General features: G+C 64.8%; 11 protein-coding genes. 5 read left to right on the top strand and 6 right to left on the bottom strand.

Annotation, left to right across the window (positions count from 1 at the left end):
• Positions 1 to 162: 162 nt before the first annotated feature.
• Complete coding sequence (locus NLN62_RS13505; RefSeq protein WP_254109110.1) at positions 163 to 1,038, top strand: UTP--glucose-1-phosphate uridylyltransferase; 876 nt, start codon at positions 163 to 165, stop codon at positions 1,036 to 1,038.
• A gap of 135 nt (positions 1,039 to 1,173) precedes the next feature.
• On the opposite strand, the gene NLN62_RS13500 is transcribed toward NLN62_RS13505, so the two are convergent.
• Complete coding sequence (locus NLN62_RS13500; RefSeq protein WP_254109109.1) at positions 1,174 to 2,673, bottom strand: sensor domain-containing diguanylate cyclase; 1,500 nt, start codon at positions 2,671 to 2,673, stop codon at positions 1,174 to 1,176.
• Positions 2,674 to 2,818: 145 nt separating this feature from the next.
• On the opposite strand from NLN62_RS13500, the gene NLN62_RS13495 reads away from it, so the two are divergent.
• A complete protein-coding gene (locus NLN62_RS13495) occupies positions 2,819 to 3,085 on the top strand; it encodes a hypothetical protein (protein WP_027521811.1) in 267 nt (88 codons plus the stop codon).
• Here the strand turns inward: NLN62_RS13495 and NLN62_RS13490 are convergent.
• Positions 3,082 to 5,958 (bottom strand): EAL domain-containing protein, encoded by a 2,877-nt coding sequence (locus tag NLN62_RS13490; protein ID WP_254109108.1) that lies wholly within the window; start codon positions 5,956 to 5,958, stop codon positions 3,082 to 3,084. The two genes, NLN62_RS13495 and NLN62_RS13490, sit on opposite strands and share 4 nt — an antisense overlap.
• Before the next feature lie 141 nt (positions 5,959 to 6,099).
• Entirely contained in the window at positions 6,100 to 7,098 is a 999-nt protein-coding gene (locus tag NLN62_RS13485; RefSeq protein WP_254109107.1) for an NAD(P)H-quinone oxidoreductase, read from the bottom strand.
• A gap of 118 nt (positions 7,099 to 7,216) precedes the next feature.
• On the opposite strand from NLN62_RS13485, the gene NLN62_RS13480 reads away from it, so the two are divergent.
• Both NLN62_RS13480 and NLN62_RS13475 read left to right on the top strand, forming a co-directional pair.
• Positions 7,217 to 7,408: a DUF1192 domain-containing protein gene (locus NLN62_RS13480; protein WP_027521814.1), complete on the top strand. Its 192-nt coding sequence runs from the start codon at positions 7,217 to 7,219 to the stop codon at positions 7,406 to 7,408.
• A 560-nt stretch (positions 7,409 to 7,968) separates the two neighbouring features.
• Positions 7,969 to 8,478 carry a DUF1465 family protein gene (locus NLN62_RS13475; RefSeq protein ID WP_254109106.1) on the top strand — a complete coding sequence of 170 codons (510 nt, stop codon included), beginning with the start codon at positions 7,969 to 7,971 and terminating at the stop codon, positions 8,476 to 8,478.
• A 135-nt stretch (positions 8,479 to 8,613) separates the two neighbouring features.
• On the opposite strand, the gene rpmE is transcribed toward NLN62_RS13475, so the two are convergent.
• Positions 8,614 to 8,841 carry a 50S ribosomal protein L31 gene (gene rpmE / locus NLN62_RS13470; RefSeq protein WP_254109105.1) on the bottom strand — a complete coding sequence of 76 codons (228 nt, stop codon included), beginning with the start codon at positions 8,839 to 8,841 and terminating at the stop codon, positions 8,614 to 8,616.
• 196 nt (positions 8,842 to 9,037) lie between these two features.
• On the opposite strand from rpmE, the gene NLN62_RS13465 reads away from it, so the two are divergent.
• Complete coding sequence (locus NLN62_RS13465) at positions 9,038 to 10,888, top strand: ABC transporter ATP-binding protein/permease (RefSeq protein WP_254109104.1); 1,851 nt, start codon at positions 9,038 to 9,040, stop codon at positions 10,886 to 10,888.
• Between the two features lie 304 nt (positions 10,889 to 11,192).
• On the opposite strand, the gene NLN62_RS13460 is transcribed toward NLN62_RS13465, so the two are convergent.
• Both NLN62_RS13460 and NLN62_RS13455 read right to left on the bottom strand, forming a co-directional pair.
• Positions 11,193 to 11,639 carry a GNAT family N-acetyltransferase gene (locus NLN62_RS13460; protein WP_027521818.1) on the bottom strand — a complete coding sequence of 149 codons (447 nt, stop codon included), beginning with the start codon at positions 11,637 to 11,639 and terminating at the stop codon, positions 11,193 to 11,195.
• Positions 11,639 to 12,667: a peptidoglycan -binding protein gene (locus NLN62_RS13455; protein WP_254109103.1), complete on the bottom strand. Its 1,029-nt coding sequence runs from the start codon at positions 12,665 to 12,667 to the stop codon at positions 11,639 to 11,641. The genes NLN62_RS13460 and NLN62_RS13455 overlap by 1 nt, the downstream gene beginning before the upstream one ends.
• Positions 12,668 to 12,775: the final 108 nt, after the last annotated feature.

Raw genomic sequence — 12,775 nt, 5'->3', positions numbered from 1 at the left:
TACGGTTGCCAATACCTTAACAAAGGTGAAATTTTGTAGGCGGCCCTTTCCTTTGGAATCCCGGGGCAGGGGCCCAACATCCGCCTTTGTTACCGGCTGCAAACCGGCTAGCAAGATGTCATTGCTCCACGCCCGCATGTCCCAAGGTATTCGATCAATCCCATGAAAATCCGCAAAGCCGTATTCCCCGTCGCCGGCCTCGGCACCCGAGTGCTGCCCGCCACCAAGGCGATGCCCAAGGAAATGCTCACCATCGTCGACAAGCCGCTGATCCAGTACGTCTATGACGAGGCGAGAGAGGCCGGCATCGAGCATTTCGTCTTCGTCACCGGGCGCAACAAGAACGTCATAGAAGACCATTTCGATCGCATGTTCGAGCTCGACTCTACGCTCGCCGCGCGCGGCAAGAAGGCCGAGCAAGAGGTTTTGGCGCAGAACCAGCCCGAGGCCGGTGCCGTAAGTTTCACCCGCCAGCAGGCGCCGCTCGGCCTCGGACATGCGGTCTGGTGCGCGCGCGACATCGTCGGCAACGAGCCGTTCGCCGTCGTGCTGCCCGATGAGCTCGTGCTCAACACGCCGGGCTGCCTTAAGCAGATGATCGAGGCCGCAAGCCAGCTCGGCGAGAAGTCCAACGTGCTCGCGGTCGAGGCCGTGCCGGACCATCTCACGCACCAATACGGCGTCTGTGGCGTTGGAAAACGCATCGGCAGGATCTTCGAGGTCGACGGCATGGTGGAGAAGCCGCCGAAGGGCACTGCGCCCTCCAACCTGTCGATCACCGGCCGCTACATTCTCCAGCCGGAGATCTTCAAGATCCTGGAGAGCCAGGAGCGTGGCGCCGGCGGTGAAATCCAGCTCACCGACGCCATGATCGGGCTCGCCAAATCGCAGAAGTTCTATGGCGTCGAGTTCGAAGGCGAGCGCCATGATTGCGGCTCTAAGGCGGGCTTCCTGCGCGCCAACATCGCCTACGCCCTGAAGCGCCCCGAGTTGCGCGACGGCCTGCTCGCGGAGATGAAGAACTATCTGGAGAAGTGATATCGAAGGCGTATACGCATTCGATATCATCCCGGGGCGGTCCGCAGGACCGAACCACAATGCGCAATTGCGCATTGTGGGATCTCGAGATTCCGGGTCCGATGCTTCGCATCGCCCCGGAATGACGGCTTGAACTCACGCCACCAGCGACAGTTTCGGAATGTTCGCGACCACGGACTGATTGCGGCCGCCGGCCTTGGCAGCGTAGAGCGCCTTGTCGGCGGCGGTCACCAGGATGGACCAGTCCATGCCGGCCGCGGGGACGAGGCTCGCGATGCCGCAGGAGACCGTCGTACTCGCCTGGTCGTCGGACCAGCCCTGCACCTTGCAGCGGATCGTCTCGGCGATCTTGAACGCGGCGGCTTCAGAGGTGTCGGGCAGCAGCACCGCAAATTCCTCGCCGCCATAGCGTGCGGGGCAATCGCCGGCGCGGCGCACGGAATCGGAGATGCAGATGGCGATGCCGACCAGCACCTGGTCGCCGGCCTGGTGGCCGAACGTGTCGTTGTAAGCCTTGAAGTGATCGGCATCGATCATCAAGAGCGCGACTGGCGTCTTCTGCCGCATCGCGCGCCGCCATTCGACGTCGATCACGGAATCGAACTTGCGGCGGTTGCGCAGGCCCGTGAGCGCGTCGGTGGTCGCCATCTCCTCGAGCTTGTTCTCCGCCTTGGCGCGCCGGCCGATCTCGCGCGCCAGCACCGCCGTCGAGCCCAGCACGAACAATGCGAGCACCAGCACCACGCCCCCGATGCGCAAGGCCTCCTTCTGCCAGAGCTCGAACACGGCGTTGAGCGGCTTGCCGGCGACGACGAACAGGGGGGGCGTGGTACTGCTGCTGCGGACATAGAGGCGCGGCGTCGTATCCACCGGACCCTGTCCCGCGAACGAACCGCCTTCTTTCAGATTGTCCGCCTTCCAGTTCTGCCGGTCTGCCAGATTTTTGCCGATCACGTCGAGATCGAACGGCCGCCGCATCATGATGGTGCGGTCGCGCTTGAGCACGGTGATGGTGTCCTGCGGATCGAGGCTCAGCCGCTCGAACAGCTCGTGGAAATAGCTGAAGCGGATCGAGCCGGCGACGACCCCCATGAAGCCGCCGTCCTGATCGTTGACCCGCCGGCTCAGCACAATGGCGTAGGCGCCGCGAAACAGCATCGGGCGGCTGATGAACAGCCCTGCATTGGGGTTGTCGCGATGAACCCTGAAATACTCCTCGTCGGCGCGGTTCTCCGGGACCGGGTCGAGCGTGGATGCGTCGATGGTCAGCTTGCCGTCGGCGTCGAACACCTGAATGGCGCCAAAATGCTTGGCGGTCGTGGCGTGGTCGAACAGGATGAGCTGCCGGATCGATTTGCTGACCGTCCCGATCTCGGGCAGCAGCATGTTGCTGGCCACAGCCTTCAGGGACAGGTCGTAGATCTCGATGTTGCGGCTGATGTCGGCCTCGATGGTCGTGGCCAGGTTTTCCAGGGTCTGGCGGGCGAGCGCCTCCTCGCCGCGTCGCATGTCGAGCATCACGTTGACGCAAATGGCGGAAAAGCCGATCACCGTCACGACCGACGAGATGATCAGCAGCTTCGCCGAGATCCGCCACGGCCGCCGGGCCGTGCCTTCGCGCCATCCAGCCAGCATCACTTGCTCCCGACACTAGTGGATGCACCTGAAATCTTGAGTAGTCTTTAAGCTAGGACGCCGGCGTCGCAATCAGTTAAGAAACGGTTTCCGGGGCTAACGCTTTTCGGCAAGGGCGGCCCCCGATGAACGATCGAGGACGACGGTGAACGACTACGACGCGTTGCGCGATTACCTGAAGCGGCAGAAGCAGATGGAGCTCGTGCTGAGCTTTGACCAGATCGAGGAGATCATCGGCGCAGCCCTGCCGCGTGCGGCGCAGCGCGCGTCCTGGTGGGACAGCCTGCGCAGCCCCGACATCCAGATGCCGCAGCGCGAAGCCTGCCTCGCCGCGGGCTTCACCGCGACGCGGATGCCGGACGGCAAGAGCGTGCGGTTCAGGAAGATGCCGAGCGAGAAGCGGCGCTACTAGCTCGCCGCTTCCAGCCGCACTTCCGTGAGCAGGCGCATCGCGGCGTCGGCGTCCATCGGCTCGCCGAAGGCGAAGCCTTGGGCGTATTCGCAGCCGAGCTGGTAGAGCTCGACCGCATCCGAGTCGGTCTCCGCGCCTTCCGCCACTACGTCCATGCCAAGATCGTGCGCCAGCGCGATGATCGATTTCAGGATCACCGGGCGGGTGCCGCGGCTGGTGGTGCGGACGAACGACTGGTCGATCTTGATGGTGTCGAACGGGAAGCGCTGGAGATAGGCGAGCGAGGAATGGCCGGTGCCGAAATCGTCGAGCGACAGCCCGGTGCCGAGCTCGCGGATCCGCGTCAGCATCTGGGCTGCGTGCTCCGGATTCTCCATCACTAGCGATTCCGTCAATTCGAGCTTCAGCGTGCCGCGTGCGACCGAGGAGCGCGACAGCACGGTGCGGATGTCGTGGATGAGGTCGTGGCGCAGCAGTTGCCGCGAGGAGACGTTGACGGATGCGAAGATCGGTTCGCGTGAGCGCATCGCGCGCTGCCAGACCGAGAGCTGCTTTGCGGTCTGGTCGAGCACGAACAGGCCGAGGTCGACGATCAGGCCGGTCTCTTCCGCAATCGTGATGAATTCCGACGGCGACATCCGTCCGAGTTTTGGATGATCCCAGCGCGACAGCGCCTCGAAGCCGGCGATCGAGCGATCTTCCAGCCGCACGATCGGCTGGTAGAGGATCGTCAACTCTTGCCGCTCGATGGCGCGGCGCAGCTCGCTCTCCAGCGTCAGGCGGTCCGTTTTTCGCGCGCGCATCGCGGGCTTATACACATCGATGCGGTCGCCGCCGATGCGCTTGGAATGATACATCGCAAGCTCGGCGTCCTTGATGATCTCATCCGTCAATTGGGTCTGCGGATCGGAGAGCGCGAGGCCGATCGAGGCGGTGAGGAAGATCTCGCGGTCGTTGAAGGCGATCGGCGCGCGGATGGTCTTGCGGATGGTCTCGGCAAAGGCGGTGATGCGGGCCGGATCCTGTTCCGACAAGAGGATCAGGCCGAACTGGTCGCCGGCGAGCCGCGCCAGCGTATCCTGCGGCTTCAGGATGCGGGTGAGGCGGCGGGCGAGCGTGAGCAGGATGGAATCGCCGACCGCGATGCCGACGGAATCGTTGACCTGCTTGAAGCGGTCGAGATCGATCACCATCAGCGTCGGCCGCAGCGTCGGCATGGTCTTGGCGAAATTGGCGACGGCGCCGAGGCGGTCCATGAACAGCTTGCGGTTGGGCAGGCCGGTCAGATTGTCGTGCACGGAATCGTGCAGCAGGCGCTCTTCGGCATTGCGCAGCTCGGTGACGTCGGTGAGCGTGCCGACGACGCGCGAGACCTCGCCGTCGGAGCCGACCACGGGCCGTGCCTTCAGCGCGAACCACATGAAATGGCCATCCGGAGTGCGCAGGCGGAAATCCTGCACCAGGCGGCCGCGGCGCTGGTCGAGCACGCTGTCGAGCGCGGCGCGGAAGCGATCCTGATCGAGCGGATGCAGCACCTCGAGCCAGGTCGCAGCCGGCCCTTCCAGCGTCCCGCGTTTCAGGCCGAGCAGTGCCTCGGTCTCGGGGCTGGTGAACACCTTGTCGGCGGAAACGTCCCAGTCCCAGATCAGATCGCCGGAGCCGGCGAGCGCGAGCGCCCGCCGCTCGATGTCGGACACGACGCCGGTGGTCGCGCCGCCACCGGAGAAGGCGTGCTGCATGACCGTGAAGCCGATCAGCATCACGATCAGCACGAGGCCGCCGAGCAGCGCGGGGCCGACGATGTCGTTGGTCACGGAGCCCGCGACCGTCATGCCGGCAGCGACCACCCAGATCACGAGCAGGAACCAGGTCGGGATCAGCAGCACCGCGCGGTCGAAGCCGTGGGTCGAGAGATAGACGATCAGCGCGAAGCCGGCGAAGGCGATGAGCACCAGCGACATGCGCGCAATGCCGGAGGCGACCGCCGGATCGAACAGGGCGAGCGCGACGAGCGAGCCCAGGAAGGCGAGCCAACCCACGGTGATGTGCGAATAGCGCACGTGCCAGCGGCTGAGGTTGAGATAGGCGAACAGGAACACCAGCAGCGTCGCGGCCAGAATTGCTTCGCCCGCCGCGCGCCAGATGCGCTCGGCGTTGTTCGACATGTCGAGCACCTTGCCCCAGAAGCCGAAATCGACGCCGATATAGACCAGCACCGCCCAGGCGAGCGCGGCGGCCGCCGGGAACATGATGCTGCCCTTCACCACGAACAGGATGGTGAGCACGAGCGCAAGCAGGCCCGAGATGCCGATCACGATGCCCTGGTAGAGCGTGAACGAGTTGACCTTGTCCTTGTAGGCCTCCGGCTCCCACAGATAGAGCTGCGGCAGCTTGTCGGTACGCAACTCCGCGACGAAGGTGACGACGGAGCCGGGGTCGAGCGTGATGCGGAAGACATCCGCGGTCGCGCTCTCCTGGCGCTCGGGCCGGTCGCCGATCGAGGGCGTGATGGTCGCGATGCGCGACAGCCCGAGGTCGGGCCACAAGAGGCCGGACGAGACGATGCGGTAATGCGGCGCGACGATCAAACGGTCGAGCTGGTCGTCGGTGTTGTTGGCGAGCGCGAATACCACCCAGTTCTGGCCGCCCTCGCGGGCGCGCACCTCGATGCGGCGGACGATGCCGTCGGTGCCGGGCGCGGTGGACACCTGGATGCGGTCAGCGTCGCTGCGCTGGTGTTCGAGAACGGCGGTGAGGTCGATCGCGGGCGCGTCGCTGCGGACGCTGACGGCATCGAGCGCGCGTGCAGGCGACGCGGCGACAAGAATCATGAGGCCCAGCGCAATGGGCGCGAGGCACCTGATCAGACGCAAGGTCAGTTCTCCGCGTTCGACGCAAACTCTTCAGTGCTAAGCGAATTTCCGAACGGAACGAGATGGTTCGGCGCTTCACGATAGATGCCACGAAAGCGAGGAAAATCAAAGGGTTTCCGCCTCGCTTGCGGGGCGTGCGGGCTAGACTTCCAACACAATTTTGCCAATATGTGCACTTGTCTCCATCCGCCGGTGCGCGTCCGCCGCCTTTTCCAGCGGGAAAGTGCTGTCCATCAGCGGTTTGATGCGCCCTTCGCGCAAGAGCGGCATCACCTTGGCCTCGATCGCGGCCACCATCGCCGCCTTGTCCGCATTACTACGGGGGCGCAGCGTCGAGCCGGTATGGGTGAGGCGCTTCACCATGACCTTGGCGATGTTGACGTTGACCTTGGGGCCATTGAGGGTTGCGATCTGCACGATGCGGCCGTCGACCGCGGCGGCATCATAGTTGCGGTCGACATAGTCGCCGGCGACCATGTCGAGGATCAGATTGGCGCCGGCATTGCCGGTCTCCGCCTTGACCACGGCGACAAAGTCTTCGGTCTTATAGTTGATCGCGCGGTCGGCGCCGAGCTTGAGGCAGGCATCGATCTTGTCCTGCGAGCCGACGGTGACGATCACCTTTGCGCCGAACGCTTTCGCAAGCTGGATCGCCATGGTGCCGATGCCGGAAGAGCCGCCATGGATCAGCAGCGTCTCGCCGGCCTTCAGGCCGCCGCGCTCGAACACGTTGTGCCAGACCGTCATCAGGGTTTCCGGCAGCGCGCCGGCTTCCTTGATCGACAGCGCCGGCGGCACGCTCATCGCCTGGGCGTCCTGGGCGATGCAGTATTGCGCGTAACCCCCGCCGGCGACGAGCGACATCACCTTGTCGCCAATTTTGTGCCGCTTGGCGTTGCTGCCGACCGCGACCACTTCGCCTGCAACCTCCAGCCCCGGCAGATCGCTGGCGCCGGGCGGCGGCGGGTAGGAACCGGAACGTTGCGCGACGTCGGGCCGGTTCACGCCGGCGGCCATCACCTTGATCAGGATCTCGTCGGGGCCCGGCTGCGGCAGCGCACGCTGCTCCGGCACCAGCACTTCCGGACCGCCGGGCTTGGAGATGGCGACCACGGTCATTTGCGCAGGCAGCTTTTCCATGATTTGTCCTCGATTATCCCTTGGGCCTTAAGGGTGCAGGATGAACGAGGCAATGGATTAGCCAGCGGGCCACGCGCTGGCAACCGCTTCGGCTTCGGTTGTGATGGAGGAGCAAACGATGGCGATGGACGACGACGACCGGCCGCGCAAGAAGATCAGCCACGAGATCGGACAGGACCTCTCACTGTTGTCGGTCGAGGAATTGACCGAGCGCATCGCGCTGCTGAAATCCGAGATCGCAAGGCTCGAGGAAGCCGCAACCAAGAAACGCGCCTCGCGCGACGCCGCGAACAGCATTTTCAAGTCGTAGCAACGCGCGCGTCTTGGACGCGTCGGACTGAATTCCCCCGCGTCATTCCGGGTCGGCGCGTCAGCGCCGAGCCCGGAATCCATAACCACAGGCCGTTGAAGCGGGCCGGCTGACAGACCCGGGTTATTCCATCTGCTTGGGGTTATGGATTCTCAGACGCGCAATTGCGCATCATAGCTCGCGACTTCGTCCCGGAGTGACGGGTGGAAAAACGTTCCATGAGACCGCTCGGCCAATGGCCGACATGGCTAACGAACCCTCAAAAAATTCGCTCGTTTACGGTCGATTAAGCTTTCGCGATTATGACTGGAACCGTCCTCGTTTGGACACCGAGTGGCTCCTGTCCACTCTGTTTGACGCCTCCCTGTTATCAACTTTCAAAGCCGCCGGTCTCCGGCGGCTCTTTTTTTGCGCCTCACGTGTCCCGCCCTGGTGCAATGAGGCGCGGAAACCATAAACGCGGTTGCCGCTGGACTTCGCGAGGCGCCCGCGCAATGATTTGTTCATCATAAGCCGGCGCCAAAGCCGGATGGTAAACAGTTGCGTAAGGGGCGTTAACCATGGAACGTTTGCAAGCCGACGGCGCTCTCGTTCAACTTAGCGAACGGTTCACCAATTCGGCGGCGTTCAGCGCGTTGTTCCGCGAAGGCATGGACCTGGTGGAGGAGACCGCGGCCTATCTCGACGGCGCGGGCCGTACCGAGGCCAAGGCGCTCGACCGCGCCGTCAGCCTGACCTACGCAACCGAAAGCATGCGCCTCACCACCCGCCTGATGCAGCTTGCCTCCTGGCTGCTGCTGCACCGCGCGGTGAAGGAAGGCGAGATGACGCTGGTCCAGGCCAACCGCGAAAAGACCAAGGTCAAGCTGACCGCGGCCGATCCCGGCCCCACCGACACGATCGAGAAGCTGCCGCAGCAATTGCAGGACCTGATCACCCGCTCGATGAGCCTGCAAACGCGCGTGCGCCGCCTCGACACCAGCATCCACACCCCGCAGACTGACCGCATGCCGATCGGCAATCCCCTGGTGCCCCAGCTCAACGCGCTCAAGGCCGCGTTCGAGGGGTAAGCTCAACTCTAACCGTCACCCTGAGGTGCCCGCGAAGCGGGCCTCGAAGAGCGACGGCCCGACTGCTGCGGCCCAAAAAACAGAAACGCCCCTGGTCTCCCAGGGGCGTTTTTCGTCGCGGCCTGATCGGCCGGATCAATCCTTCTTGAGGAAGCCCGAGAACTTCTTCTGGAACCGGGAGACGCGGCCGCCGCGGTCCATGATCTGGGCGGAGCCACCGGTCCAGGCCGGGTGCGACTTCGGGTCGATGTCGAGCTGGAGCTTGTCGCCTTCCTTGCCCCAGGTGGAGCGGGTCTGGAACTCGGTACCGTCGGTCATCACGACGGTAATCGTATGATAATTCGGGTGAATCTCGGCTTTCATGGCAATTCCTCGGCGCCCCGGCGCCTCATTGAGTGGCTAGCGAATGACGGATTTGGGCGGCTCTATACCCCACGAAACCTCGCAAAACAAGCCATTGCGGGGGGTGAACCGGGCTTGCCCCTAAGGGACATCCCGGATTTGCCACTACCCTTGCACCAGCCTATTGGGAGCGGACTAATCCAATGGGTCGGATCTCATGAGCGCACTGGAACGGCTTGATGACCGGTACGTCGATCAGGGCGAGATGAACGCCGCGGACACCCCTTCGATCGAGGCCGAGCTGATCGAGCAGCCGGCCAAAAGCCGCGCAAAGCTGCGGCCGCTGATGGCGCTTGCGCCCTATGTGGGCCGCTATCGCGGACGCGCCGCGCTTGCCTTCGTCGCGCTGACGATTGCCGCGCTGACCACGCTTCTGGTGCCCGTCGCGGTGCGGCGGATGATCGATTTCGGCTTCACGCCGGAAGGCATCGCGCTGATCAACAGCTACTTTGCGGTGATGATCGCGGTCGTCGCTGTGCTCGCCCTCGCCAGCGCTGCGCGCTACTACCTCGTGATGACGATCGGCGAGCGCATCGTCGCCGATCTTCGCCGCGACGTGTTCGGCCACCTGCTTTCGCTCTCGCCGACCTTCTTCGACTCTGCGCGCAGCGGCGAGCTGGTCTCGCGGCTCACCGCCGACACCACCCAGATCAAGTCCGCGGTCGGCGCCTCCGTATCGATCGCGCTGCGCAACATGATGATGTTTCTGGGCGCGGTCGCGATGATGGTGATCACGAGCCCACGGCTCTCCGGTTTCGTGCTGCTCGCCATTCCCCTGATCGTGCTGCCGCTTGTCGCCTTCGGGCGCTGGGTGCGGCGGCTGTCGCGCAACGCGCAGGATACGCTTGCGGACGCCTCCGCCTACGCCTCCGAGCTGGTCGGCGCCATCCGCACCGTGCAGGCCTATACCAGCGAGCAGCTCGCCGGAAAGCGCTTCGGCGGCGAGGTCGAGCAGGCCTATGAGGCAGCGCGCACCTCGACCCAGGCGCGCGCGGTGCTCACCGCCATCATCATCTTCATCGTATTCACCAGCGTGGTCGCGATCCTCTGGATCGGCTCGCATGACGTCCTGATCGGCTCGATCACGCCCGGCCGTCTCGGCCAGTTCGTGCTCTACACGGCATTTGCCGCCGCCGGCCTTGGCCAGCTCAGCGAGGTCTGGGGCGAGGTCGCCGCCGCCTCCGGTGCCGCCGAGCGCCTGTTCGAGATCCTGCATGTGCAGCCAGAGATCACCGCGCCGGCAATGCCGCGTGCGCTGCCGTCGCCCGCGCGCGGCGAGGTCGGCTTCGACAGGGTGAGCTTCGCCTATCCGGCGCGGCCCGACGTCAAGGTGCTCGACAGCGTCTCGCTCAACGTGCGCCCCGGCGAGAAGGTCGCGATCGTCGGTCCGTCCGGTGCCGGCAAGAGCACGCTGTTTCATCTGTTGCTGCGGTTCTACGATCCGCGGTCGGGCGCGATTGCGCTCGACGGCGTGCCGGTCAGATCAGTCGATCCGCGCGAGCTGCGCGCGCGCATCGCGCTGGTGCCGCAGGAATCGGTAGTGTTCGCAGCAACCGCCCGCGAAAACATCCGCTTCGGCCGGCCCGATGCGACCGACGCCGAGGTCGAGCGCGCCGCCGAACTTGCGCATGCCGCCGAGTTCATTCGCCGCCTTCCGGAGGGGTTTGAGACCCCGCTCGGCGAGCGCGGCGTGACGCTCTCCGGCGGCCAGCGCCAACGCATCGCGATCGCGCGTGCGATCCTGCGCGATGCACCGCTGCTCTTGCTCGACGAGGCGACGTCCTCGCTGGACGCAGAAAGCGAGACGCTGGTTCAGACCGCGCTGGAAGAGCTGATGAGCCATCGCACCACGATCGTGATCGCCCATCGCCTCGCAACGGTGCTGTCATGCGATCGCATTCTGGTGATGGACCAGGGCCGGATCGTCGAACAGGGCACGCATGCCGAGCTGGTCGCAGCCAACGGGCTTTATGCGCGGCTGGCAAGGCTGCAGTTCGAGGGGGCGTGAGGCGTCTTCAAACCAGAACCTCGAAAACAACCCCATGCAAAGTAGCCGAGCGTTCGCCGGAGGCGGGGGCCGAAGTCCCTCAAGCTCCGTCATTTGTGAGCAAGTAGCCAAAAAACTCGGTGTCGTCCTGGCGCAGGCCAGGACCCATAACCCCAGGGAGCGGTTTGGCGAAAGCCGGTCGTTCGGGATTGGCACCGTGCACAACGATAGATTCCGCGGTATGGGTCCTGGCCTGCGCCAGGACGACATTGGGGATGCTTCGTTCCCTGGCAATGACGGCTGAGTGTGGGGCTGGCTGCAGCGCCTACGGCTTCCATTCCATCCGCAGCACCGGACGCCCCGAGGTCGGGTTCACATCATCCCCCGCATGGGCAAAGCCGTTGCGCTCGTAGAAGCGGATGGCGCGGGTGTTGTCCTTGTTGACGAGCAGGGTGACGCCCGTTGGCGAGAGGCGCTTGGCTTCATCCACCAGCAAGCGCGCGGCATCCGAGCCCCATTGCCCGGGATCGACCACGAGCTGGTCGAGATAGCCTTCGCCGTCGATGGTGACGAAGCCGATCGGCGCGCCATCATCCTGCTCGGCGACGACGATCGCCGCCTTCGGCACGAGGTCCTTGCGCCAGCGCTCGCGCCACCACTCCAGCCGCGCCGCGAAGTCGATCTGCGGATAGGCCTGCTGCCAGGTGCGATGCCACAGCGCGATCGCCGCCGCCTCGTCCTCGGCGCGATAGGGGCGGAGGTGGAAGCTCACTACCGCTCCGTCAGCTTCAGCTCGATGCGGCGGTTGCGCTTGAAGGCTTCTTCGGTGTTGCCGGTATCGAGTGGCTGGAATTCGGCAAAGCCGGCCGCGACCAGCCGCTCGGCGGGGACGCCGAGCGAGATCAGGTACTGCACCACCGAAATCGCGCGGGCCGATGACAATTCCCAGTTGGATTTGAAGTTGGCGCCGGTGACCGGCCGCACGTCGGTGTGGCCGTCGACGCGGAGCACCCAGGGAATGTCGCTCGGGATCTTGCCGTTGAGCTCATTGAGCGCGCTTGCGACCGTGTCGAGCTCGGTGCGGCCCTCGGGCAGCAGCGTTGCCTGGCCGGTATCGAAGAACACTTCGGACTGGAACACGAAGCGGTCGCCGACGATCCGGATGTCGGGACGGTTGCCGAGGATGGCGCGCAGGCGGCCGAAGAATTCCGAGCGGTAGCGCGACAATTCCTGCACGCGCTGGGCCAAAGCCACGTTGAGGCGAGAACCCAGATCGGCGATCCGCGTCTGCGATTCCTTGTCGCGCTTCTCGGAGGCGTCGAGGGCTTCCTCGAGCGCCGCCAATTGCCGCCGCAGCGCACTGATCTGCTGGTTCAGAACCTCGATCTGTGCCAGCGCCCGTGCGGACACCTGCTTCTCGGAGTCCAGCGCCTTGCTGAGCTCGGTCGTCTTGCCCTGGGCATCGTTGCCGGCGTTCGCAAGGCCTTCATAGAGGCCCTTGAGGCGGTCGCGCTCGGTCTCGGCCGAGGCAAGGCCAGCCTTGAGCTGCGAGACCTGGTCGTCGAGGCTGAGCTTGCCGAGCTTTTCCAGCGACAATAGCTCGTTGAGCTGCGCGATCTTGGCGTTGAGCTGCTCCAGCGCCTTGTCCTTGCCGGTGACCTCCTGCGACAGGAAGAACTGCACGACCAGGAAGACCGAGAGCAGGAACACGATCGACAGCACCAGCGTCGACAGCGCGTCGACGAAACCGGGCCAGTAGTTGAAGGGGCCTTCGCTGCGGCGGGCGCGGGCAAGTGCCATCTCGTTTGTCTCCACTTCCGTGTCCCGGACGCGGTGCAGCGTGCAACGCTGCTCCGCAGAGCCGGGACCCACATCTCAAGTAACGCTGGGCCCCGGCTCAGCAGCGCA

The sequence above is a fragment of the Bradyrhizobium sp. CCGUVB23 genome (assembly GCF_024199885.1).
Taxonomy (GTDB): Bacteria; Pseudomonadota; Alphaproteobacteria; order Rhizobiales; family Xanthobacteraceae; genus Bradyrhizobium.
This window is presented reverse-complemented; position numbering and strand designations above follow the sequence as displayed.